Genomic DNA, 24,400 nt, shown 5'->3' on the forward strand with positions numbered 1-24,400 from the left:
GCTCGGATGGGTGGTATCGAACGCCGGATTCGGTTCAGTCATCAGCGCCCGTCGGTGATGTGCTGTTCCGGTCCTGCCGCGGCGGCTATCTGCACAGCGTGGTGCTGAGTGAGGCGGCCATGTCGGCCGACGCCCATCGGTTGGCCGAGGCCATCATCTTGACTGCGGACGTGTCGTTTCTCAAGGCGGCGTTGGAGATCCGCGCCGAGATCGTCACGGGCGGGCACGTCCCTTCAGCAGCGGTGCCGACCAACGAGGAGCTGCGGGTGGCCACCGAGCGCCTGCTGAACCACCAGCTGCACGCCGGCCATCAGGCCGGTGACGGCATCGGACGTTAGACCACCCAGCGCCCGGCGGCATCGGCCCGGGGTGCAATATCGGCGGGAGGATCAACCACCATGTCCCCGAACAGGTTCCGGGCGCGGGCCAACAGGGCGAGCACTTCGCTCAGCTGCGCTGCACACCCTGTTGCGGGTGACCCGACATCGGCCATGGTCTGCACGCTACCGACCTGCTGTGGGACTGACAATTCACGGCGCGCAGCGGCTGTGGATGACCGGCTGCCGGTGTGCACCGCGGGTTCGCGGGGGCGACGAAATAGCGTCGGGGCGGCACGGCGGCAACGGTAGGCTTGCGCGGTGGCAATCTTCGGTCGACGGTCGGCGCGCCAGCGCCTGCGGAGCGCGGCTCGGGAATCACTGGCGATCCCGGCCTTCAGCGCTCCGGTCGACTGTAGTGCCTGGGTGCTCGGCGGTCTGTGGCCGGCCGAATTGGCCACGATCACCCCGGAGACCGCCCCGCTTGCCGACTACCTGAACGCGGATCTACAGCGCATTGCGCACTCGGCGAACGAGAAGTTGCACGCGATCCGCCGATCCGACCTTACCGGGCAGGCGCGACAGACCGCCGAGGCCAGGGTCATCAACGTTGCCAGGGCATTCGCGGTCCTGCGGGTGGAGTCGACGGTTCGGCAACTTCACAAGGAAGCTCTGGAGTTCCGCACCGAATACCTCAGCCTTGATGCGGCACCGCGGCCCGTCGAGCCGGTTGAACAGGTCCCGCCCGCACCGCCAAGTCCACCGAGCCCGCCCGAACCAGAGGAGTTCGACGCGCCCGAGCCGCCCCGGCAGAGCGCTAACCGGCCCGCCGGAAGGGCGCGCCACCGGATGCCCGAACCGGACGTCGCCGAGCCCCCCCTCGATCTGCCGACCCCGAGTACGCCGACCCCGGCGCCGGCCGAAGTGGCTCCCCCGCCGCCGGTGCCGGAGGTGCTGCCCGGGCCGCCGGCGCCCCCTCCGCCGGTTCCCGAGGCCGCCGAGGTGTTCGACGTGGTGGAACCGGCCCCGGCCGTCGCGCCGTTCCGGCCGGATCCGTTGGTCATCGACAGCGTCGAGGACGAGCCGCCGACCGCCGCATTCCCCGCCGAGCCCGTTGCCCGCCCCGCCGGGCCGCCGGTCGAACCGGTCGTTCGGGCCGAGGAGCCGTTCGTCGCCCCGGAACCCGTCGCGCTACCGCTGGCCGAAGCACAGGAAGACCTGACCGCTGTCATTCCGGCGGCCCCCGAGCCGGCCCCTGAACCGGCCGCGGCGCCGACACCCCCGCCCCCGCCCCCACTCGCCGCGGTCACCGAGTCCAGCGAGCAGCGGTTGCAGCGCCTGTTGGCCTTCGTGGCCCGCCAGGAGCCCGCCCTGCGGTGGGCCATCGGCACCTTCGCCGACGGAACAACGCTGCTGGTCACCGATATCGCCCACGGGTGGATCCCGTCTGGGATCGAGCTACCGGCTGGGGTGCGGCTGCTGGAGCCGGGCCGGCGGGCCGGGACCGCCACCGCGATGCTGGGCACCCCGACAGAATCGGCCTCCTACAGCCCTGGCGACCGGCTCGGCTGGGCAAGTGACTTCGGTGCGACGGACGCGTCGGTGCAGCCCCGCGAGCTGGCGCCCATCGACGATCTGGGCTGGCAGCTCAGCGACGCCACCCACTGGCGTGACGGGTTGCCGCGTATGGCGAACACCCTGGCGAAAGCCGGATCCGCCGGAACCGGTGTGGTCGACGCCGAAATCGACCTCCTCCGGGTACATCTGGACACCATGCGCTACCAGTTGTTGGCGCAGTATCCCGACGCCGATACCGCCGTGGTGCTGAACTGCATGCTGCTGGCCGCCACCGAAGGCATTGCCACGGGCGACACGGTCTCGGCCAATTACCACTACAGCTGGTTCAGGGCGCTCAGCGCACCGCCAGCCGGCCAGTGGGATCCGCAGAACTAACGGCGATGATGAATTGACGCTACTCATACCGGCTCGACATACTTAGCCAATGTCGGGGCCGGACAGCCGCGCGGAACTCAGCGACAAGGACCTCGTTGAGGCCGTATTGCGGGACCTTCGTGAAGCCGCCGAGAAATGGGAAGCTCTGGTCGCCGAGGCCGAGAACACCACCTACAGCGTCGATCTCGGAGACGTCCGCGCCGTCGCGAATTCGGACGGTCGACTGCTGGAATTGACGCTGCACCCGTGTGTGGTGAGCGACTACACCAACAGCGAACTGGCGGATCGGCTCAACCTCGTCTTCACCGCGCTGCGTGAAGAGGCCGAGTCCGATTTCGCGGCCAGGTACGGTACCGGCCCGGTCTGAGTGCGCCCTACCAGCTGATCGCGGCCATCTCGCGTTTGGTGTCGCACACGGCGCGTACCGCGGTGTCGATGTCGGCGGCGGTGATGGTCTTGAGGTCCTCGACCGTCACCTCGTGGCCGGCACGCTTCTGAGCGGCCACCCGGGTGTCGCGGGCCAGTTCGGCTTCCTCGATCACGTTGCGGGCGAACCGGCCGTTATGCATGATGTTGATGCCGTGCTCGCCGCGCGGGCTGACATAGGCGCGAATCGTGGTCGCCATGTCCAGGAACCGCTGTCGCGCTTCCGGATTCAGTTCGGTGGCCCGGCTGGAGCCGTACCGCTCACCGATCTCGACGATCTCCTCGGGGGAGTAGGACTCGAACCGGATCTTGCGGTTGAACCGGCTCGCCAGACCGGGGTTGACGGTCAGGAATTCGTCGACCTGGTCCTCATATCCGGCGGCAAGGAAGCAGAAATCGAAGCGGTGCTTCTCCAGCGCGATCAGCAGCTGGTTGACGGCCTCCATGCCGATCATGTCCGGGGTTCCGTCCTGGTGGCGTTCCACCAACGAATAGAACTCGTCCATGAAAAGGATTCCGCCCAAAGCCTTTTCGATCAATTCGTTGGTCTTCGGGCCCGACGAGCCGATGTGCTCGCCACAGAAATCCGAGCGGCGCACCTCGGTGATCTCCGGATTGCGGACGATGCCCATTCCCGCGTAGATCTTGCCCAGCGCCTCGGCGGTGGTGGTCTTACCGGTGCCGGGCGGGCCGACCAGCAGCATGTGATTGGTCTGGCCCTCCACCGGCAGGCCGTGTTCCAGACGCATGGCCCGGATCTCAAGCTGGTCCTCCAGGGCCTTCACCGCGCGTTTCACCTCGGCCAGCCCGACCTGCTTCTCCAGCTCGGCGCGGCCTTGCGCGAGCAGCTCGGCGCGGCGGTCCAGCGCGTTGTCTTCGTCGAGTTCGGCCCGGCTTTTCGCCGTGTCGGCATCCCAGCGGTCGGTGCGGCTGTTGATGATCTGTTCCTCGGTGACCACCAGGCGCAGATTCGGCTCGGCCAGCGCGGCTTTGGCCGGCTCGGTCAGCACACCGTTGATGGCGGCCTTGGACAACCAGACCTGCGCCTTGTCCTCCTCACCGAGCTGGCGGTGCACCATCCCGCGTACGTAGGCCAGATCCGCGGCCAGCAAGGGGATTTCGCCGGGGTTGATCGACGCGGTCAACACGCCGGCGGAGAACCGTTCGGAGGAGCGGGCCTGCCCGGCGATGTCCACCCGATCCAGCCAGTCCAATGCCACCCGGCCCTGCCCGAGGTGCGCAGCCGCGTAGGCGGCCAGTGCGCAGATCGACGCGGTGACCGCGGGCATGACGATCGCCCGTTCGGGCAGCTCCTCGGCGGCGACGGTCAGCAGATCCGGCCACCGCTGCGTGACGAACATCAGGTAGGCACGGGCCAGTTGGTGCCACTGGTGGTTGATCCAACTGTCCAGCAGACCCTTGTCGGCCAACAGGGTGTCGGCGCGCTCGTATTCACCGGCCACCGTCAGCGCCGACGCCAACGCCAACCCGACATGCGAGGCATCGGTCACCGTGATCGACAGATACGGCCCCAAGGGGATCTGGGCGGCCAGGTGACGGCCCAGCCGGGTGGTCTCCTTGTGCAGCCAGTCGCTGTTGGCGTACAGCCGCTTGAGCGTGTCCAGTGCGGTGTCACCGCAGGCGATGCGGCCCAGCCAGGCGTCGGCCATTGAGGGATCGGCTTCGGTTGCCGCCACGAACTCGGCGAGCGCTTCTGGGGAGGAGTCGGGGTAGCCGTACCGCCCGTCCATGCTCACCATGGCCCGGTCGAAGTGCCGTCGGGCCGCCAGCAAGTCACTCAATGTCTGTCGTCCTCTGTCGCATGTACGGGTTGTCCGGCTGTCTGTCGATCCGGCGCGGTGTCATCGTGACGACATCGGCGCCAGCGCCTCCGGGCTGCAGTACCGGTTTTCCGCCCGGAACAACTCCACCGTAGCCAGCCACGATTTTCCGGCCGCGGCAACCCGTACCGCGGTCCGGTCGATCTGCTCGATGCACACCTCGACCGCGTCCGGCGGCGGGGGAGGCGTACCGGGCGGTGCCACCGTGATGACGGTAGCCGGACGCGGTGACGGGGCGATCGGTCCGTCGACCACGCTGACCGTGGTACGCGGCGTCGGCCTGGACTCGCTGACCAGCGATACTTCGGGCATCCGGACGCTGGCCCAGCGCGCCTTGTCCCGGGTGTGTACGCATACCCGCTCCCCGGCCCCGGCGGCACGGATGATGATCCGCTTCGCGATGAGGTCTTCGGCGGCGATGAACACCCGGCTCAACTCACCGGAGTCGGTCAGCGGAACCATCAGCCGATCGCCGTTGGCCAGCTTTCCGACCAGGACGCCGGAGGGGCCGATCTCGACGGGCAGGCTCTCGGGCAGCGGCCCCGGCCGCAGCCCCCGCAGCCGCGGCCGCGGAACGCACATGTTGGCTTCGACGGCGGCGGCCTGCTCGCCGTTGAGCCGCCGCAGCACCACCGCCGGGGGAGTGGGCGCCGGCTGCGGCGTCTGCAGCGTGACGGTGACCGTGCACGTGGCATCCGGGAAAATCGTGATGTTCTGGACCACCTCGTCGACGGGCAGGGTCCAGACTTGGGCCAGTAGTTGCGCGCTGATCGCGCCGGCCGGGTAGGCGTAGGTCGTCACCCAGCCGCCCTCGGAGCGCAGCGTCTTCCAGCGCTCGGCGTCGGCCAGCAGCAAGGCAGCACCGAGCCGGCGGTCCAGTTCGGCCAGATCACTGGCCGTGGCGACCCGCGCGCGCAGTCCCTCGCAGCGCAGCAGGCCGGCGATCCGCTGGGCGACGCCCACCGCGGTGGCACCCAGGGTGGTGCGCCAACGCAGCGCGGCGGTGTTGTCGATGACCCGCAACCGCAGCAGCAGCCAGGTCTCGCGTTGGCCGGCGTAGGGCGGTGTGCCGATCTCGGTGTCGTAGACCCGCGGATAGTCGCCGGTGGTGGCGCGGCGGGCCCCGATGCTGATCACGCTCATCGAGTCCAGCACCAGCCCGAGCGCATGCCGCAGCATCGGCAGCAGGGCGGCGACGTCGATGACATTGTCGGTCTCGACGTTCACCGATCCGGTGGCGACGGTGGCGGCGTGGGCGCGGCCCAGCAGGTGCACTGCCACTACCGCCACGCCGTCGGAGATCCGGACGCCGCCGCCGGCTCGGTTGTTGGCCACCGTGATCGGCTCGGCCCAGCCCGCCGTCGGCCGTCGTCGCAGCCGCAGCAGCGCCCATGACCAGGCCGGCTGGCCCCACCAGGGCACCAGCACCAGCAGCACCGCCAGCGGTAGCGCGACCGCGACACCGATCAGACCGCCCAGCGCCCAGCCGGCCAGACCGCACAGGGCGACGGCCAGGGCACACAGCAGCCGCCGGTTGCTCGAGGCGCTGAACCCGGTGAGCCGCACCTGGTCCTGGCTCATTTGCGGGCCCTTCGGATCCGGGCGGTGACGGCGGCGGTCAGCACAGCGGCGGCGATCACGCCGAGGAACCCGAGGGCAACGGTCCGGGCGCGATGATCCGGCGGTGGCGGCGGCGGCGCCGGCGTGATGACGCGGCTCTGTGACCCCGGCGCCACCGGCTCACCCGGCGGCACGTTGAACGTCAACGCCGCCACCGGGTCGACCAGCCCGTACCCCACCCGGTTGTCCACGCCCGCCGGCGGATTGTGCGCGGTCTGCACGATCCGGTTGATCACTTGGTGCGCGGTGAGCTGGGGATATTTGGCCCGCACCAGAGCGGCAACGCCACTGACGTAGGCCGCGGAGAAGCTGGTGCCCCAGAACGGCATGTTCTTGTCGCCCACCCGGGCCGGCGGGTACGCGTTGACCGGTCCCCCACCCTGCGGCGACAGCCCCATGATGTGGGTGGCGGGCGCGGCCACGCCCACCCAGGGCCCGGACATGCTCTTGTCGATCGGTGCCCCGGTGGCGTCTACCCCGCCGACGGACAAGACGTAGTCGGAGAACCACGACGGGCTGGAGATCACCTTGACCTGGTTCCAATCCCGGGGGTCGCTGGGGTTCAGCGGGTCGTACATCGGGTTGTTGGCGCAGCCGGCTTCGCCGACATTGCCGGCGGCGGTGACGATCACCGCGTCCTTGACCGTCGACGCGTACCACAGCGCCGCGCCCAGGGCGCGCTGGTCGAGCGCGGCCGCCACCTGAACACAGGAGGTCACTGAGATGTTGATGACCTTGGCGCCCATGTCGGCGGCATGGACGACGGCTCGGGCCAGGGTGGCCAGCGTGCCCGCCTTGACCCGCTCGTCGTCGTAGCTGAACCGTTGCGGGTTGACCGGCTCGAACGCCCGGGAGGACTGCCGGATCGAGATGATCCGCGCGTGCGGCGCAACCCCGACGACGCCGTCCGGGGCGCCCGGCGGGGGCGGCGGCACGGCGGGTTCCTCCTCGGTCTGCGGATCCGGCGGACCCGAAGCCGGTGCCACGCCAGGTTCCTCGGGAGGAGGGGGTGGCGGTGGCGGCGGTGGTGGTGCGACCTGGGTGATGGTCACCGGTGTCGGAACTGGCGGAGGCGCCGGAGGGCCCGGAATGTCAGCGGGCGGCGGCGGTTCGGCGATGCTGGGGGGCGGCCCGGCCGGTGCTGGGAAGGCCGGGACCTCCGGCATCGGTCGGGGCATCGGCAGCACCCCGAGCGGGGCCGCGGCGATGATCGATGCGGCGATCGTGCCGTGGGCGTCGCAGTCCTGCAGCCCGCCCAGGCCCTCGGCGCCCCCCATGATGTAGTCGCCGCCGGCGATGGCCGGCAACCGCGGGTTCGGTGTGACCCCGGTGTCGATGACCGCCACCGGTACGCCGTTGCCGGTGGAGTACTGCCACGCCGCGGCGATGCCGAGCATGTCGAAGCCGGGCGCTAGCTGGGCCACGTCGGGGTTGCTGACCGTGATCGGGACGCTGCAGGAGTTCGAGCGGCGCATCGGCTGGTCGGGGCCGGGCGGCCCGTCGGCGGGCGCGAGCGCAGGATCCACCGTGGGAGGTTCGATCGCCCGGGCCATCGGAGGAATGTCCGCGAGGCCCGCCAGCAGCACCACGGCCGTCAGTGCCCCGGCCCGGGTGCGCAGCCGACTCAGTTGCGCACCCACACGAACAGTCCTCCCAACCAGGCGCCGAGCACCCCCACCACGATGAAAGCCAGCACTTCGAGCCATTCGACGGCCAGCCGGATCCAGGGGACGAATTTCGTCTCCGGAACCAGCAGACCCGCGGCCAGACCGAGCCCGGCGAAGACCGCCACAGCCGCGGCCGGCCACAAAAAGCCGCCTGCGGTGTAACCGGGGGCCGCCAGCGCGTACTTGGTGATCCCGACGAGCACCGCTGCGCACGCCCCGCCGACCAGGGCGATCGCCTGCACCCGGCCGGCGAACCCACGGCCCTGGGTGATGAACAGTCCGGCGACCAGCCCACACAGTGCCACCGCGCCGCGCTCGTGGGTCGAGCCCGGGGCCAGCACCATCCACACCGCGATCGGCAGCGCCGTTGCGACCGCCACGCACATGCCGACCTGTACCGCGTTGATCAGCCGTGCCGACGCCGCGATCGCCGCCCCTCGTGCCGAGATGTCGACCAAGTCGTCCTCGTCGTCCTCGCCGTCCTCGGGGGCGACGGGGGAGACGGTGTCGATCGGCATGTTGGCGCGACGGGCGAACAGATCCCGCCCGGTGATCGAGCCGAAGTACGGTGGCCGCACCCGCGCGACCCACAGCGCGATCGTCGGTGACATGCGCACCAGCATCAGCAGGCCGAGCAGCATGCAGATGCCGATCACCTGGGGGGACACCGGATGCCACATCCGCACCGACGCCACCGCCCCGCCGATCCCGCTTGCCGTGACGACCGCGGTGGCCACCGCGGTCTGCGACCGCAACAGAACGCTGAGTGCGATGGCGCCTATGGCCAGGACCGTCACGCCGATCAACAGGTGGGGTGCGCCCAACGGCCCGGGGGCCGCGCACAGCGCCGCGCCGGAGAGCGCCATCACTGCCAGCCAGCCGAATCCGCTGAACAGGTCGTCACGTGCGGGCCAGTTCCGGCGGACCACCGCGGCACCGAGGGTCAGCAGTCCGCCGAGACCGGCCAAAACCGCGGCGGGTGGCCAACTGTCGCTGAACGTGCGGGCACGCACCGCCAGCGCGAAGAGCACGACGACCGCCATTGCCAGCAGCCCGATCGCGGTGTGCGCCGCGGTCACCGCCGTGACCGGTGCGAACATCCGATCAACCCGCACATTGAGCAATCGGGTGACGGTCTGCTCGTCGGCTTTGTGTCCGCACTCGGCGCACTGAATCTCGGGTTGCGTGCCGAGTCGGCGGGCCGTTGCGGCCAACGCACTCGACAGCGACTCGTATTGCGGTTCGAACGAGTCACCGCCGACCACCGGCACCAGAACCAGGGTGTCGCCGTCCTGCACACCGAGGTCGTCGAGGCTGCGGGTGATATCCAGCCGCACCCCGTTGACTTTATGCAGTTCGTAACTCCCCGGCGGCAGAGCGACGCCGTCAAAGCCGTGATGCTTCAAATCCTCGTCGAGCAGTTCGACCATGCCCTCGAAGAATTCCTCGACCGGAATTCCGGCCGGGAAGACCTGCGACACGAGGTGTTTGTCGTAGGCCAGGCTGACCGCACAGCGTGCCGGAAACGCGACTTTAGCCGGTGTCGGATTAGTCACCCGGGACTACCTTTCAGTGTCCGGCACGTATTTATCGGCCAAGCCGGCGGTTATTTCAAATAACCGCAGCCGCGTCCGTTTCTTGACCTCATTGTGGACGTCGATGATGCCGCCTTTAGCCAGATGGGCGTCGTAGGGCATTACTTCCACGGTGGCGCCGGTTTTGCTGAACCGCTCGGTCAGATAGGCGACCGCCGCGCTGTCCTCGATGGGGGAGGAGTGGTTCAGGATCACCGTCGCCCGCGACACCAGCTCGTGATAGCCCTGGGCGGCCAGATAGTCGACCGCCCGCAGCACCGGCCGCGACCGGTCGGCGGTGATACCGGAGACGAAGACCAGCGTGTCGGTGTTCTCCAGCACCGGCTTCATCACCGGGTGTTCCAAGTCTGAGGCGGTGTCGACGATGATGACGTTGTGGGTCCGGCGGAGCCGCGACAACACCCCGCTGAACATGGCCGGGACGAGCGGGCGAAGCTGGTCCGAGGTGCGGTTGCCGGCCAGCACATCCAAGCCGACGGCATTTTGCCCGAGGTGTTCGCGGATATCGGAATATCCCTGTACATCGGTGTCGCTGAGAACGGCCGAGTAGTCACCTGGCGGGTGCTCATCGATGCGGTCCGACAGCGTCCCGAAGCCGGGCACGGCGTCAATGGCGATCACATTTTCCGGCCGGCATTCACGGAAGACGCTGCCGATGGAGGCGGCCATGGTCGTCACGCCGGTGCCGCCTTTTCCGGACACCAGTGTGATCACATATTGCCGACGGATGTGCCGCCGAATTCTGTTCCGCAGGTCGCGGTAATGACGTTCCCGGGGGGATTCACCAGGATTAATCACCTTTGCCGACGCCAAATACACCAGTTTGCGCCAGCCTGAGCCCGGCGGAATCTTGCGTGGTGTCGCCAGGTCGGAAATGCGCATGGAGTCCGATACGGAATCCCGGTAGCGGTGGCCGGTTGCCGGATCCCGCCGCCCGGATGCGCCTTCGTCAGGCATATTGGGGCTATTCCATGGGCTCGTCACGTGCGTGATGTTAACACGGTCGCCGATACCTTGTTTACAGCGTTTCTAACTACCGGCAGTAATACATGATAATGGCGGCCAGCTGAATTCACTGTTACACAACCCGCCGGTGTGAATGCCACTCCGCGCCGGCCGGAAGACGGCGGATGAGCCGCAGGATCGCATTGGCGACATCCGCGCGGGTCCCGGGCGAGACGATCTGGTAGCGCCGGCCGCCGTTGTCGATGTTCTCCACGCAGACCCGGCCTGCCGGAGTATCGGAGATCATTACCGCGGTGTCGCCAATGGCCATTCGGGCCAATTCCTCCGGCCCGGCACCGGTCTGGAGGGCGACGATATTGGCCTGCCCGGACACCTCCGGGTCGGCGGCCATCATCACCAGCTGCTGCTGGTCGATGTCGAGCCGCTGAGCCGCCAGGTACCTGCGGAGGCTGTCGGGGTCCCGCACCTGCTCGAGCAGCTCCTTGGTGTCCAGGGTGACCGGCCGCAGCGGAGCGGCGTCGGTGACCCCGCAGAGCCGCTCGATCTGGCCGACGACCAGATCCCCCGCGGCGGCCTCATCGGTCGCGGTGCCGGCCGGGTACAGCCGTACCTCCTGGTCGTGCCGCTCCAAAACGACCCACCAGGAGGCGAACCGGCTGATCGACACCCGGGTCATGTGCTGCGGGTCGCCGTAGGGGCGTCCGGGGAAGTTCAGCTGCAGCAGCAGCGCGACGTCGCGGCGCATGACCACGGTCAGCCACTCCCGGATCATCGGATCCACCTCGCCCTGGTCGTCCAGGGCGCCGATGTCGGTCAGCTCCTCGGCGATCGGATGGCGCAAGGCCCGTTCGGCGGTGTCCAACCGGGGCAGCAGCGGCCGCAGGCCCAGCTCCGGGCAGAGCGTTTCAATCCCTGTCACCGCCTGCAGCACCCACAGCCCGTCGAGGCTCGTCGTCAGCACGTCACTCCTCGCCTTGCCGGTGATGTGTCGGTTCAACGCGCGAAGTGGGGCACCTGCGCCGGTCGCGCAGACACCCCACCTCGTCGCTGCTTTGTCGCCACACCGCTCGGGGCACGCACATCCGGCGCCCCGCGGTGGTGGTCAGAAGAGGCTGCTGATCGTCTGGTCGGTCTGCATGGCCCCTTCCAGCACGGAGCTGATGGTCGAACCGTGCTGGCCGATGGTCTCGATCAGGCCCTGCAGGCCCGAAAGCATCTGTGCCTGGGCTTCGAAGAAGCCGGTGGCGCCGTGGCCGGCGAAGTACTCGGTCAGCATCTGGGTGAGCTGGTGGGCGTCAGCGTGGATCTGATCGAGGGTGCCGGCACTGGTGATCACGCTGTGCGCCTGGTCGGCGACGGGGCCGGGGTTATAGGTAATGCCATCCATTGGAATCGGTGTCCTTTCGAGTACGGGGGGTCAAAGAGGGCTCAGGCGGACTGTCCGCCGAACAGCGAGTGGAAGGCGTGCTCCGAGTGGGACTCGTGGGATTCCATCAGGGCAGCGGCCTGGTTGAGGCCCTCGGTCAGGCGGGTGCCGCCGATAAGGACTTTTTGCATGTCCTCATGGATCTGGGCGGCGGTGGCAAACGAGGCCTTGGAGCCCGCGCCGTCCCACGTCCCGGCACCCAGGATGTTCTCGTGGTCAGCCAGGTACTGGTTGGCGATCGCCTGGGCGTGTTCGATGTGCTGCGACAACTTCGACGCGGTGTTCCGCATCAGTTCCGGCGTGACGACAATGGCTGCCATCGATTCCTCCTTGGTTGTAAAACAACCCCCCGGGTTCGGCGGGATGTGCCTTGCGGTAGTGTATGAGCTTCTCTGGAATGTGTCGATTCACCCTGTGGACGGCGAACGCCCAGCTCACACCCGGTCATCAACCACTCGCACGGTGTTGGTCCGCTCGGAGGAACGGTCACCCTGGCCCTTTGCGCCGGCTCCGGCGGCGTGTCCGATCGGCATTCCACCCATCCCGCCGCCGCTGGTCGTCGTCACCCGCTGCGATTCCACGGCACCAAGAGCACCACTGGGCCGTAGCCCCACTGGGCGACCGCCGCCGGACTCGAAGGCGCTGACCGGCCGGGTGAACGCCGACACCGGTGCCCCGGCACCACCGACACCGCCACCGCCGACGCCCACCCCGGGGGCGGCCGTCGCGCTGGACAACATCGCGGTGGCGGGAACGCCGCCGGCCCCGACGGAATTGAGTGCGCCACCGAACATGCTCGGGTTCATGAACATGCCCATCATCGACTGCATCGGGCCCATCATGGTCTGCGGGACCTGAGTCAGCATCTGCGGCGCCTGCATCAGCGACGAGCCGACCTGCTGGACCGGGCCGAGCAGGGAGCTCATCTGCCCGCTCATGCCTTGGGCCGCCGACGCGCCCTGCCCGGTCGCGTTGCTCGCCATCGAGGTGCCGGTGTAGGCGGCGCGCATGGCGCCGCCGGCCGCCACCTGCGAGGTCGCTTCGCCGACGGCGCTGGCCGCTGCCGCGGGAGCGGCGGGCGAGGCACCCATTCCGGCGACCGGCGCGGGAACGGTCAGGCTGGACGCCAAGGCGGTCAGCGTGGCCCCGTAGGAGGCGCCCACCGCGGCGTTGTTGGGCCAGAACAACCCGAAGTATTCGAATTCAAGCGAGGTGATGCGCGGTGTCAGCGCCCCGAGCACCAACGGGTTGATGCCGTAGTCGGTGGCGGTCTCGATCCGGTTCTCTTCGCACTCTTGGGCGGTGCGCATGCTTCCGAAGGCCAACTGGTAGGCCTCGACCGCCGCCGCGACGATCGGCGCCTTCATATCCACCCAGCCGGCCAGGCCGTGCAGGGCGACGTTCAGCAGAGTCGCGTTGAGCGCCGAACCCGCCGACCCGGCGCCGATCCATCCGACCGACGTCAGCGCGGTGTTGACCGCGGAGGCGATTCCAGAAGCATGGTGGGCTGCGCCCAGCGCCGTCCAAGCGGCCCCGTTGGCCAGCATGGTGGCGACACCCATGCCCGTCTTGATCAGTGTGTCGTTGACCTCCGGCGGACGGGCTGCCCACCCCGGGTCGGCCATCGGCTAACCGCCGAGCGCAGCGGTGGCTGCCCGCAACGCCTCGGTGGCGCTGTAGACGCCGGCCGCGGTCGCCTGGGCTCCGGAGAACAAGCCGCGCTGGGCCGAGTGCTCGGCGACGATGCCGAGGTATTCGGTGCCGGCGGCCAGCAGGGCCGCCTGGAACGCGATCGAGTCCGGGTCGTTGCCCATGGGCAGTACGCCGAGCAGCGCCGGGCTGGCAGAGGAGGCGGCCGCGGCGGTCTCCGCGGTGATCGCCGCCTCGACACCGGATGATGCCAGGACAGCTTCCGGTTCCACAGAGAACATGTTTCCTCCCGATACCTCATCGCTGATGTGCCGACGCTGGCAGGTCGGACTAGATCCTAAACCGAAGGTGCGGTACTCGTCACTTCACCCAGGCAAAAAAAGGCTATTGTTGCTCGAAATTGTGGATCATCGACGACGGCACGCCGACCAGCACGCCCTCCACGCTGGAGTCGTCGATGACCAGCAAACCGCGGCCGGCGGGCAGCGCTTGCGCGCGCACGTTCCGGCTGACCTTGTTCTGCGGGTCGTTGTCCATGAACAGCGTCGGCACCTTGGCGCTGCGCTGCGTCTTCACCCAGGGGTCCATCTCCAGCTGGCCGAAGTTCGACGAGTTTCGGGTGGCGAAGACGTGTAAGCCGACCTGGCGTCCGCGTTCCATCAGCTTCCACAGTGCGGCGCCCACTGGAGGTTTGGCCGGGTGGATCTGTGCCGGGCGCAGATCTTGGACATCGTCGATCAGGATGAAGTGGCGCGGGCCCTCCCAGGGCTTGAGTGCCCGCAGCTCCTCTTGGCTCAGGCCCTTGGCGGGCAGCCGGGGCAGTAGCACCTGCTGGGCCAGCGTGGTCAGCACCTCGTCGATCTCGTCCTGGTCGTAGGCGTAGGCGTTGACGTAACCCGGGCCCTGCAGGTCACGCAGCGGCCCGGTCTTGGGGTCGATGATCGTGATCTGCGCTTGTTCGGGGCCGAAGCGTGCCATCACGGCTTCGCCGACCGCTGCCAGGGTGGCGCTCTTGCCGCACAGCGCACGGCCCAGGATCATCATGCCGGGGTGTTCGGACAGCTCCAGCGGGACCGGCAGCAGGTCGTGCTGCTCACCGATCATGAACGCGATCGACGGCGCGGTCTGGGCGGGCGGACGCTGGGCGACGTCGTAGGCCAGCACCTCCGACAGCGCCACTGCCGGTGGGAGCCGCTTGAGGGTGGCGTGCTTGGTCACGCCGGCGACCTCGGCGACCCGGGTGCCCAGTTCGCGGGTCCCGATCCGGGAACCGTCCTCGCCTGCCAGCTCCGGCATCCCGACGAGCATCTCGTGCAGGGATTCGGTGAGCCCGAAGCCGGGCCGGTTGACGGTGCGTTTGGCGGCGTCGCGCGCGTCCAGCGAGGCGGTGCCCATCTCGTTCTCACCCGGGTTCTGCAGCCGCAGCTGGATACGGACGTCGGAGTTCTGCAGCAATGTCTGGCGTTGGCCGTGGATCCAGCCGGAGGCGCTGGTCATCAGGTGCACGCCGTATTCGGGGCCGACACCGCTGAGCGCGATGATCCGGTCGCCGAGGACGGTGTCGGCGGCGTAGAGGTCGGAGAAGTCATCGATGACCAGGAACACGTCCCCGTACGGGTCGTTCGGGTCGGTGCCGCCAAGGCCGTCGGCGCCGGATCCGAACCGCCGCTCCCGGAACTCGTTGATGTCGATCTTGTCCCGCCGGAAGGTGTCCTGGCGGGCGCTGACCAGCGCGGCCATCGTCGCTACGGTGCGTTCTACGCCCTCGCGGTCGGCCGGGGAGACGATGTCGGCCACGTGCGGCAAGGTCTCGGCGTAGCCCAGGGTGGCGCCGCCGACGCAGAAGAACGTCAGCCGGGCCGGGGTGTACATCAGCGCCGCCGAACACATCAGCGTCATCAGCGTCGTTGTCTTGCCGCGGCTCTTGGCACCGACCACCATGACGTTGCTGCGCAGCACGTCGACGCAGTGCACCAGCTGTTGGGCGTCCTCGGGGATGTCCTTGATGGCCAGTGGCCAGACCAGGCCCGGGTTGCGCCCGTAGTCGACGTCCCAGGATTTGCCCCGGTACAGCGCAACCAGCGAGTCGACCGGCTCGGAGACCTCCAGCGGAGGCAGCCACGGCAGGTGGGGTGCCTTGCGGTCGGCGGCGATGAGCGACTCGCGCAGCACGTCGACGATCTTCTTCTTCTTGAAGCCGTCGGCGTGCAGCAGGAACTCGTCCGGTTCGGCGTCGGTGGCCGACATGTCCTGCAGCGCTTGGGCGTCCGCCTCGTCCAGTGGCTGGTACTGCCAGGTGTAGAGGCGGGGTTTTGTCAACGTCATATCGAGGGTCTTGGCTGTCGATGCCTTGCGTTTGGGCACGATGAACGGTGCCGACAGGTAGAAGCAGCGGAAGGGTTCCAGATCCCGCGGACCAACCTTGAGCAGTCCGAAGCCGTTCTCCTTCGACGGCAGGTGGTACGCGGCGTCCGAGCCAATCACCTCGCGGCTGTCGTCACCGGACTCGGCGCGCAGCGCGACGCGGAAGGCGATGTTGGACTTGACTTTCTGCAACGACGACAAGTCCAGGCGCTGGCCACCGAGCATGAAGAAGACGTTGGCGCCGCGGCCTTCCTGGCCGATGTGGATGATCAGGTCGATCCACTTGCCGTGGTTGGCGAACAGTTCCAGGTATTCGTCGATCACCACCAGCAGGATCGGCACCGGCTCCAGGTCGCGTCCGGCCAGCCGGATCTCCTCATAGTCGTTGGCGTCGCGCGCGCCGACGGAGTTGAACAGCCGGTAGCGCCGGGCGATCTCGCCGTCGATGGCTCGCCGCATCCGCTCGGCGAGATGACGATCGTCCTTGCCGAGGTTGGACAGCGCCGCTGACACGTGCGGGATGCCGAGGATGTCTTGGGCGGCGGACTCGAACTTCATGTCGACGAAGATGACGTTGAAGGTCTCTGGCGAGTGGGTCAGCGCGATGCCGTACACCAGCGACAAGAAGAACTCCGACTTACCCGAACCGCTGGTGCCGATCACGACCGAGTGGAAGCCGAAGCCGCCGAAGTCTTTTGCGCGCAGCACGATGTTCTGCAACTCGCCGTTGGGTTTGGCCCCGACCGGGATCTCGGCCCACCGCTCGTCGCCGCGGCTGCGCCGCTCGGCCCAGAGCCGGTCCACGTTCAGCTCGCGCGCGTCGTCGATTCCCAGCGCGCGCAGCAGTTCCAGCGCGCCGCTGCCCGAGTCGGTGACGTCGACGCTCGCCGTCGGCGTCCAGCGCGCCATCGCGCGGGCGTAGCGGTATGCGCGTGGCACCGACAGCTGGTCGGCGTGCGCGAAGAACTTGCCGCCGGCGCGCAACATCGGCGGCGGGGACGGCTCGGCGCCGCGGCCGTTCCGGCGGTGGGCTGCGGAGGGCTCGTCGGTGCGATTGTGCCGGGACGGATGGTCGAGGACCTCGAAGATCTCGTCGCGGGCGAACCCGACGCCGGTGCCGAGCCGGGAGGCCACCCGCAATACCGTGATGCCCTCCTTGCCGACGCGTCCGACCACGCTCTCCCACGCCTCGGGGCTGCCGGTGTTGTCGTCGACAATCACCCAGTGCGGCCCGAGATCGTGCCCGTCACCGCCGGTCTCCAATGCCGAGCCCATGGTCGTCGGGCTCGGCGCCGACGGCGGCCGCCACGCGCCGCGCTTGCCCTTCATGTGCAAATCGGCGCCGAGCGTCGACTCCAGCTCAGCGGGCGTGGTGAAGACCAGCCGGCGCCATCCGCAGGCGTCGAACAGCTCGTCGTGCTGGTTATGCGGCAACCACACCATCCACGACCACAGCTCAGGGTGGCGGGTCACCACCATCAACTTGACGTCGAGCGGATTGTGGAACACCGCCAGCGCACTGAGCACGGAGCGCAGCAGGGAGCGGACCCGGTCGAGGTCCTCGCCGACGAAGCTGAACCCCGGGCGCGAGCGCAGGTTGACCACTTTGGCGATGTCGCGGATCTTGCGCTGTTCCAGGATGAAGTCGCGCAGCGCCTGGCCGGTGACCGGCTCGAGTTCCTCGTCGACCGGGATCTCCGGCCACTGCACCGACAGCACCGAGTCCGGCGCGTGTTGCACACCGACGCCCAGCCGGACGTCGAGGAAGTCCGGGTCGGAGCGGCGGCGTTCCCACATCTGCGGGCCGCCGATGACGGCGCCTAGCCCCTGGGGGTTGGAATGCACCATTTCCTGGGCGCTGCGTTGGGCGCAGACCGCCTTCTGAATCTCGTCGCGTTCGGCATCGAGTGACCGCAGGTAGCTGCGCCGGTTCTTCTCCTGCTCGCCCCAGCTGATCTTGCGCGCCCGCCCGAACCGCCCGGAGAACATCAGCATGCCCAGCCCGGCCATGCCGACCATCGGGAACATGCCCGACCCGAGGCTGCGCACCCCGGAGACATACAGCATCACGATGGTGCCGATCAGCGCGACCACCAGGGCGGGAAGACCGATCATCACCCACAGGTTGCGCGGTTCACGTTCCGGCAGCGCATCGGGCGCTCGCGGCGCGACGCGCACCGGCTTGGGTTCGGGAACCTGAAGGCGCGCCGGCACGAAGGCTCGTTTCGACATCGGTCAGTGCCCTCCCGGCATGGCCTGCTGATTATTGGGCGCCACCGGCATCACCGCGCCGGTGGACGGAAGCGTGTCGCGGGCCAGCAGGGCGGCATGCCGAGACAATTCCGGGCCGGCCGCAAAGGTGCGCAGCAGTGGCCAGGGTGCCTGCTGCGCCGAGGCCGGGTCCAATCCGAGCCCGCGCAGCGTCTCGTCCTCGGCGGCGATGCCGAACCGAACCCCGTTGGGGGACACCCAAAACAAGGTTTCACGTGAATCGGACTCAAGCAGTGCGCTGGTCGACGTCACGAAGTTGGTCGCGCCCGGCAGCACGAGCACCTGGTTGGCCACCACCGATCCGGGCGTGCGGTCGTCGCGCACCAGGTGCACGATCCGGTTGTCCATAGCCGGTGACACCGGCAAGCCGCGGCCGTTGAACACCGTGATCCGGGCCTGGCGATCACCGGAGGCCTTCTCCCAGCCCACGCACGTCGTCGGGTCGGCGGCGGTGTCGACGAACTTCAACCGGCTGTTCGGGTAGTACTCGACCGGCAGCGTGCCGACTTCGGGGATGTTGACCAGTTTGTCGGGGCTGAGCACCGGCGGCGCCACCGAGCCGAACGAGTTGGCGCTGCGGATCAGATCGGCCACGAAGCTGGTGATCTTCTGCACCCCATCGGGCAGCAGCACGTAAAACTGGGAGCCGCCGCCGGCGGTCCGGGTCTCCAGGACGGTGCCCACCCGGGAGCCGGGCACCCAGTGCGATGGTGTCCCGGCCAACGGGATCGCCGGAACCCGCAGGGGTTCGGTGCTGGGCAGCGCGTCGAACAGCGCCCGCGACATCTCGACGGGGACAGTCGTTCCCGGGTCGATACCCAGGCTCAACGTGATCGCCCGGTCCGCCGGATCGATCTGCGAACGCTTGCCGCCCCAGATGACGTAGGTGCCGCCCTGGAAACGGGTCAGCACCGCGGCGTCGGGGGCCAGTGGTGCGGCCCGGCCGGCGCGGCTCAAGGTGCCCGCGATCGCGGTCACTACCGGGTGTTCGGCCCGCCGCGGTGAGCCCGCGGTGTCGCAGACCGCCCACGCCGACGGAGCGCCGGTGCTGGCGATCAACGCCGCCGGCGCGCCGGGGATGCCGATCATCGGGCCGGTCGGGTATTTGGCGATCTCCGCGGGCTTGACCCAGGTGGGAAGCTCGGCGTTGCCGACCGCGAGCCGTGCCGAGGTCATGTTGAGCGCCGGATACAGCCGGCCGTTGATGCGGGCGTAGATCGCGCCCGAGTCGCGGTCACCGACGATCGCCGAGGTCCGCACGATTCCGGCCGGCCGCAGCACGTTCAGCAGCAGCATCCAGCCCATGCCGATGAAGATCAACACGATGGACAGCACGATCGCGGCGGTCTGCTTGCGGTCGTCGTGCTTCATCCGCACCGAGAATTTGGTGGTGGCCGCGCGCAACCGGCGGTTGTAGAACAGGTGACCGGAGTTCTGGTCCCGGTTCGACAGACTCAGCGGCATGATCTAGCTGCTCCTTTGACGCAGGCGCGACAACCGCACCGCGACGACAATACTGGCGTCAGCCAGCGGGAACCAGTCACTTCCGATGACTTGGTGAGGCCGATGGGCGTAGTTTTTGCGCCATGCCGGAGGTGTTGGGCGCATTCGCCGATGCGGCACGGGCGCGCGAAGAGCAGTTGGTGCGGCGGTTGGCGACGTCGGTGGAGCTCGACCGGGGCTTCGAGTCGGTCCTGCGCGGCGCTCACCAGTTCAACCTGCAGTCGCGGCAGCGCCTCGATGCGCTGGAAGTCGAGATCCAGCAAGCCGCCGCCTCTTGGCCGGGGCTGGACACTCCGGCCGGCGCCCGAGCGTTTCAGACATACCTGGCCGGCAAAACCCGCGAGATCCACAAGATCGTTGCCGACGCCGCCGCTGACAGCCAGCAGCGGGCGGCGCAGGTGCAGGCATTGACCGGGCGCTATCCGCTTCGTGGGGACCGAACTATCCAATCGGCCGATTTCCCTCAACACGGTCCGCCGCCCGTCGACCCGCTTGAGCAGATCTTGAAGACGTACCAGGTGTCGGAGGACCCGGATGGCGAACTCGATTGGGAGCCGCCGTGGCCACTCAGTTTGGCCACCGACCCCGTGCACGTGACCGCGGGGGAGGCGCGCATGCTCGAGGACCTCTCACCGTTTGCGCTGCGAGATCTGAACCAAATCAAGGAAGCCGCCGCAACCGAAGCCAAGGTGCGTTTCCCGCCCCAGAATGGGGCCAACGACACCGCCGACAACCACACCGACGCCTTCCGACACGCATACTGGAATGCCCTGATGACGCAACGATTCGGCGAGGACTGGACCCGCGACTTCGCGACCGCGCACGAACGACTGCCCAACAACCCCGCCGCCGCCGAGGCGATGGATCTGTACAACAACGAAGTCGGACGCGAAATCGCAGCAGCTAACCCGCGCGCCACTCCGGCGCAGCTTGCCGACCTGGTGCAGCAGGCTGTGGACAGGGGCGACACGGTCGTGATTGCGCCCAGCGGCGACAAGCTGGCCTGGAGCCACACCGTTGCCTGGGGCGAGGCAGGCACGACGACGAACGCGACGCTGCCGGGCCAGGCGCCCACGCCGACCGGTGCCGGGCCCGGCGGGGTCTACGATCCGGGCCAACCCGGCGGCTACGGAACATCAGCAGGAGGATACTGACCGTGGCGATCAAGGCAACGCCGATACGCACTGCGCTCAGTCTGTTACTGCTGTGCTTCTGGTTGACGAGTTGTGAGTTCACTAGGAAATCGATGGACATCGACTACAACGATCAACGACTCAACAACGGCTTAGAAAGCCTTCTGCATCAAGGTAAGTCGGGCAGACTGAGTGACTTCACCTCGTGGCCCTGGGATGAGGTGCATCTGTTTCATGAATACACCGAGCGGGATTTCATCGAGAAAACCGTCGGCGCACCGGTGATCCGATCGAACTTCTTTCAATCCAAAGCCAGCCTGTTGGTCTTCGAGAACCATGGGAAGCCCGTCAAGGCCGTCGGTGTCAGCGGCGACTACCTGCGGGGGCAGGACCATCGCGTGAGTTGGCCCGTCGATGTGATGCTGCAACCGTGGGGTGCGGGGTTTCTGCAGTTGACGTTGCCATCAGCTGGAGGGTGATTTTCGCCGTTCCACCGGTATAGGAACCAGCCGCTGGCGGTGACGCGGTGACGGCGATACGAGTAGTTTCTGCGCTATGCCGGACGTGACGGGGGCATTCGCCGACGCGGCACGGGCGCGAGAGCAGCACCGGCATCACGCGTGTGGCACTCTACTTCAGTCCCAGCAAGGCCGAGTTGGCTCAACCCGACCGAGGCGGACGCTCAGGATGGCAAGGCCTTCCTGACGACCTGCACTCCCGATCCGGCCAAGAAAAGCCGTCAATGATCGCCCCGCCCGCGCGATCCGATCCTCCTGTTGGGCATGATGTTGTTGGCTCGACTGTCGGCCCGAACAGGGCTGACATCCCCCAGTGCACCGTTCGCGCCGTCGTTGCGGCCTGCGTTCGGCGCCCGGGTCACCGACGGGCAGTTGCGGATTTGGACCGGGCAGTCGTCCGCAGTTGCAACGCGATCGGCTAATCCGTTGCCACCTCCTGTAAACGACGCGGCCGTGGTCCCCGGTCCAGTATCACGATTGCATCCTGGGATGCAGGTACTGGTGGGTGACGGAACGACGACGGTGTGCACGGCCGGGTTTTACGTGCATTTCCCGCACGCGAACGACCCGGGAAGGCGACTCTCCGGGTTTGTGACCGCTGCCCAATGTGCTCGCGGTGACCAGAACGCACCGGTCGCCATCATGAAGGTCGAAGCCGCTGGGTCGGCTCCGACTCAGACGAAGATTGGCGAGATCACGTACCTGACTTCCGGCGACGCGAGCCCGAGCGTGGCCGGTAAGTCGTGGACGATGCCGATATCTCCGTTCGCGGTGTTCAGTTCCGGGCGCGATGATTGGGTTCTGCCCGTCGATGCCACAATCAACGACGAGCCACCGCTAGCTGGGGCCGTTCAGACGGCCGACGCGGTAGAGGACAGCCGGGCTCTGGCAGCCTGGACCGGTTTGGACGGGCGTGTTGCCGCCGGGCATCTACTCGATCCCGCCGCTACGCCGGAATTGCGAAACTTCCCGGCCGGCATCCACCGGGTCGTCGTCGCCGCGGACAATGCGGCCACGCCGATCGGCGAGGCGCTAGTCGGCGCTCCCGTGACGGCACACGTAGATGGATCCACCCAGAACCTTGGAATCATCACCGGCATCGAGGAGGCGCGGCACTGGGTCGTCGTCGACTTGATCGGCCCGTTCCTCACGCGACAGAACGCAGAGCTCGTCGTAGACAGGTGAAGCGTCGACGCAGTCGCATTGGTGTCAGCCGACGGCCTCGGCCGCAGGCCAAGCACGTGCCAACCGCTGGTCCGTGGTGAGCAACACCAGTCCTGCGGTGTCGGCTAGTTCGACGTAGAGGGCATCGGTGAGGCGCAGAATCTCGCGCCGCGCCCACGCTCCAGCGAGCAACGACGAGACTTCGTGTCGAGTCACTGGTGCTCGACCGAGCTCATCCAGCGCCGCCTCCACCTGCGCAGCGGCGAGTAAACCAGCGCGATGCATGCGCCCCAGCGCCGACAGCACCTCGGCGTCGAAGTGTGCTGGCGCGTGCATCACGGTGCCAGCCAGTCGCGCAGTCACCGCCGAGAACCGATCCGGGGTTCGGGCAAGCAGATCCACCATGGCACTGGCGTCGATGACCACCTGCTCTGGTCGTGAAGCGGGGGACGTCCTCACGCTCCGAACTCATCGCGGGCGGCGTCGAGTGCATCCAGCACATCATCGTGTCGAGCGTCAGTGCTCCTGGACTCCAACCCCTCCAGCCAGGTGTCGGTTGCAGAATTCTCCAACTCGGCGCTGATCGCGGCCTGGGTCAGCGCCGAAACGTTAAGACCCCGCATCCTGGCTCGCTCCGCCAAGTCGTCTGGAACGTACACGTTCAATCGGGCCATACACACAAATATACACACATAATCGCGCGGCGATGCATGACACGAGCTGAGCCACTACTTCGACGTATCGTCCTTGTCGACGATGCGTTTCAGCGGTGTCAGGCCGGTTGGGCCGGCGTCCTTGGCGACGGACTTGGTCACCGGGACGTTCGGCGGGGCCGTCGTGCGGCCCTTGACCGGTTGGCCGTTGGGGACTCCAGGGGCGGCGATCCGCTTCTCGCCGACCTTGTCGTCTTTGCCGCCCTTGGCGCCCGCGCCGGCGCCGCCCGGCATCATCGGCATCATTCCGCCGCCGCCGGCACCGCCGGTGGCGGGCGTGCCGCCGCTGGGACCGGCCGCGCCGGTGTTCGCCAGCGAGCTGGTGGGAGTCGTCGGTGTCGAAGTTCCCGGCACCGGGGGCGGCCCGAGGTTGCTGGCGGGGGTGGTGCCCATGCCTAGCCCGCCGCCGCCACCTCCGCCGGTGCCGAGGTCACCGCCTCCCAAGCCGGCAGCGGGGCTGATGTCGGAGGCGAGGGTGGCGCCGGTGCCGCCGAGACCTGCCTTGCCCAGGGACTGCGCCGCACTCATCAGTGGCGACAGCGCACCCTGGCCGGCCTGCATCAAGCCCTGCGGCAGCTTGCTCACCGAACCGAGCGCGCCGCTGAGTGCGCTGGTGATGCCCTGCATCGCTCCGGTCATGCCCTGCATCGCTCCGCCCATGGCTTCCTGGGCGCCCTGCTGTGCGTCGCCCTGGGAAGCGACATCCTGGAACTGCGAGACCGCGTCGCCTTCGTGGGTAGCGAACTTTTGCGCCGCGTCAGCGGCATGGCCGGTGCGGTCGGCATGGTCTTCGGCGAGGTGGGTGTTCGTCTCCACCAAGTTCAGGTTGGTTGCGGCACCAAAGGCCGCCATTGTGGCGTCGACCGGGGACGTTCCGCCCGGGTGGACCGGTCCGGGCGGGATCGGCAGCGGCGGAAGGCCGGCCGCTATCGCCATGTAATCCAGCGGGTTGACTTCGATCGGGTCTGTCATGGCCTAAACCCTCCGTGCGGTGCCGACACCGCCTGGTGCCACGCCAGGTGGTAGCGGGCGAGTTCCTCGCTTCCCTCGATCAGGGCGTCGATGGCGGCCAACAGCATCCAGTCGGCGGCATCCCTGGGCGCGTGTTCGAGATAGGTCGACAGTACTCGCGTAGCGGTACCGGCGACCACCTGCCGGAACAGCTCGACCTCGTTGTCGGCGACGCCAGACCTGCGGGCCACCGCTTGTGCGACGGTCTGCACGATGCGCGGCAACCGGGTACCGGCCCCCGGCGGCGTCGATCAGTGTCGGC

Annotated in this window: 22 protein-coding genes; 6 read left to right on the forward strand and 16 right to left on the reverse strand. The window is 68.1% G+C overall.

Annotated elements, in window-relative coordinates; genetic code table 11:
* Positions 1 to 59: 59 nt before the first annotated feature.
* The 3 genes from A5694_RS21375 (at position 60) to A5694_RS21385 (ending at position 2,637) form a co-directional block, all read left to right on the forward strand.
* Positions 60 to 338, forward strand: coding sequence for a DUF2694 family protein (locus A5694_RS21375; protein WP_064924306.1), 279 nt, complete (start codon positions 60 to 62; stop codon positions 336 to 338).
* A gap of 300 nt (positions 339 to 638) precedes the next feature.
* The gene (locus A5694_RS21380; RefSeq protein WP_064924307.1) at positions 639 to 2,270 is read left to right on the forward strand and encodes a DUF5631 domain-containing protein; all 1,632 of its coding nucleotides are present in this window, start codon (positions 639 to 641) and stop codon (positions 2,268 to 2,270) included.
* Positions 2,271 to 2,319: 49 nt separating this feature from the next.
* Positions 2,320 to 2,637: a DUF2710 family protein gene (locus A5694_RS21385; protein ID WP_064924308.1), complete on the forward strand. Its 318-nt coding sequence runs from the start codon at positions 2,320 to 2,322 to the stop codon at positions 2,635 to 2,637.
* Positions 2,638 to 2,644: 7 nt separating this feature from the next.
* Here the strand turns inward: A5694_RS21385 and eccA are convergent, their stop codons facing one another.
* From eccA to eccB, 12 genes are all read right to left on the reverse strand, one after another.
* Positions 2,645 to 4,456: a type VII secretion AAA-ATPase EccA gene (eccA, locus tag A5694_RS21390; protein ID WP_064924309.1), complete on the reverse strand. Its 1,812-nt coding sequence runs from the start codon at positions 4,454 to 4,456 to the stop codon at positions 2,645 to 2,647.
* 102 nt (positions 4,457 to 4,558) lie between these two features.
* Positions 4,559 to 6,118, reverse strand: a complete 1,560-nt coding sequence (gene eccE / locus A5694_RS21395; protein WP_064924310.1) for a type VII secretion protein EccE — start codon at positions 6,116 to 6,118, stop codon at positions 4,559 to 4,561.
* Positions 6,115 to 7,797: a type VII secretion-associated serine protease mycosin gene (mycP, locus tag A5694_RS21400; protein WP_064924311.1), complete on the reverse strand. Its 1,683-nt coding sequence runs from the start codon at positions 7,795 to 7,797 to the stop codon at positions 6,115 to 6,117. The genes eccE and mycP overlap by 4 nt, the downstream gene beginning before the upstream one ends.
* Positions 7,782 to 9,380, reverse strand: coding sequence for a type VII secretion integral membrane protein EccD (gene eccD, locus A5694_RS21405; RefSeq protein ID WP_082952793.1), 1,599 nt, complete (start codon positions 9,378 to 9,380; stop codon positions 7,782 to 7,784). Before eccD ends, mycP begins: the two co-directional genes overlap by 16 nt.
* Positions 9,381 to 9,386: 6 nt before the next feature.
* Positions 9,387 to 10,403 carry a MinD/ParA family ATP-binding protein gene (locus A5694_RS21410; protein ID WP_109535787.1) on the reverse strand — a complete coding sequence of 339 codons (1,017 nt, stop codon included), beginning with the start codon at positions 10,401 to 10,403 and terminating at the stop codon, positions 9,387 to 9,389.
* A gap of 94 nt (positions 10,404 to 10,497) precedes the next feature.
* Positions 10,498 to 11,346, reverse strand: coding sequence for an ESX secretion-associated protein EspG (locus tag A5694_RS21415; RefSeq protein WP_064924313.1), 849 nt, complete (start codon positions 11,344 to 11,346; stop codon positions 10,498 to 10,500).
* Positions 11,347 to 11,487: 141 nt separating this feature from the next.
* Positions 11,488 to 11,772: a WXG100 family type VII secretion target gene (locus tag A5694_RS21420; RefSeq protein ID WP_064924314.1), complete on the reverse strand. Its 285-nt coding sequence runs from the start codon at positions 11,770 to 11,772 to the stop codon at positions 11,488 to 11,490.
* Positions 11,773 to 11,813: 41 nt separating this feature from the next.
* Positions 11,814 to 12,131, reverse strand: a complete 318-nt coding sequence (locus tag A5694_RS21425; protein WP_064924315.1) for a WXG100 family type VII secretion target — start codon at positions 12,129 to 12,131, stop codon at positions 11,814 to 11,816.
* A gap of 114 nt (positions 12,132 to 12,245) precedes the next feature.
* The gene (locus A5694_RS21430) at positions 12,246 to 13,436 is read right to left on the reverse strand and encodes a PPE domain-containing protein (RefSeq protein ID WP_064924316.1); all 1,191 of its coding nucleotides are present in this window, start codon (positions 13,434 to 13,436) and stop codon (positions 12,246 to 12,248) included.
* Positions 13,437 to 13,439: 3 nt separating this feature from the next.
* Positions 13,440 to 13,742: a PE domain-containing protein gene (locus A5694_RS21435; RefSeq protein WP_064924317.1), complete on the reverse strand. Its 303-nt coding sequence runs from the start codon at positions 13,740 to 13,742 to the stop codon at positions 13,440 to 13,442.
* 103 nt (positions 13,743 to 13,845) lie between these two features.
* Complete coding sequence (eccCa, locus tag A5694_RS21440) at positions 13,846 to 18,057, reverse strand: type VII secretion protein EccCa (RefSeq protein ID WP_064924318.1); 4,212 nt, start codon at positions 18,055 to 18,057, stop codon at positions 13,846 to 13,848.
* A 3-nt stretch (positions 18,058 to 18,060) separates the two neighbouring features.
* On the reverse strand, positions 18,061 to 19,560 hold the full coding sequence (gene eccB, locus A5694_RS21445; RefSeq protein ID WP_064924319.1) for a type VII secretion protein EccB: 1,500 nt from the start codon (positions 19,558 to 19,560) through the stop codon (positions 18,061 to 18,063).
* Between the two features lie 122 nt (positions 19,561 to 19,682).
* Here eccB and A5694_RS22920 point away from each other — a divergent pair, with 122 nt between their 5' ends.
* From A5694_RS22920 to A5694_RS24820, 3 genes are all read left to right on the forward strand, one after another.
* A complete protein-coding gene (locus A5694_RS22920; protein ID WP_234786508.1) occupies positions 19,683 to 20,753 on the forward strand; it encodes a DUF4226 domain-containing protein in 1,071 nt (356 codons plus the stop codon).
* A 92-nt stretch (positions 20,754 to 20,845) separates the two neighbouring features.
* A complete protein-coding gene (locus tag A5694_RS21455; protein ID WP_064924320.1) occupies positions 20,846 to 21,211 on the forward strand; it encodes a hypothetical protein in 366 nt (121 codons plus the stop codon).
* A 528-nt stretch (positions 21,212 to 21,739) separates the two neighbouring features.
* Complete coding sequence (locus tag A5694_RS24820; protein ID WP_234786507.1) at positions 21,740 to 22,435, forward strand: hypothetical protein; 696 nt, start codon at positions 21,740 to 21,742, stop codon at positions 22,433 to 22,435.
* A 24-nt stretch (positions 22,436 to 22,459) separates the two neighbouring features.
* Here A5694_RS24820 and A5694_RS21465 read toward each other — a convergent pair whose 3' ends face one another.
* The 4 genes from A5694_RS21465 to A5694_RS24225 are packed head-to-tail and all read right to left on the reverse strand — an operon-like array spanning position 22,460 to position 24,329.
* The gene (locus A5694_RS21465) at positions 22,460 to 22,873 is read right to left on the reverse strand and encodes a type II toxin-antitoxin system VapC family toxin (RefSeq protein WP_064924321.1); all 414 of its coding nucleotides are present in this window, start codon (positions 22,871 to 22,873) and stop codon (positions 22,460 to 22,462) included.
* Complete coding sequence (locus tag A5694_RS21470; RefSeq protein ID WP_064924322.1) at positions 22,870 to 23,088, reverse strand: type II toxin-antitoxin system CcdA family antitoxin; 219 nt, start codon at positions 23,086 to 23,088, stop codon at positions 22,870 to 22,872. Before A5694_RS21470 ends, A5694_RS21465 begins: the two co-directional genes overlap by 4 nt.
* A 54-nt stretch (positions 23,089 to 23,142) precedes the next feature.
* The gene (locus tag A5694_RS21475) at positions 23,143 to 24,099 is read right to left on the reverse strand and encodes a hypothetical protein (protein WP_064924323.1); all 957 of its coding nucleotides are present in this window, start codon (positions 24,097 to 24,099) and stop codon (positions 23,143 to 23,145) included.
* On the reverse strand, positions 24,096 to 24,329 hold the full coding sequence (locus A5694_RS24225) for a DUF5631 domain-containing protein (protein ID WP_165605208.1): 234 nt from the start codon (positions 24,327 to 24,329) through the stop codon (positions 24,096 to 24,098). The genes A5694_RS21475 and A5694_RS24225 overlap by 4 nt, the downstream gene beginning before the upstream one ends.
* Positions 24,330 to 24,400: the final 71 nt, after the last annotated feature.

This window comes from Mycolicibacter sinensis, from assembly GCF_001667945.1.
Lineage (GTDB): Bacteria > Actinomycetota > Actinomycetes > Mycobacteriales > Mycobacteriaceae > Mycobacterium > Mycobacterium sinense_B.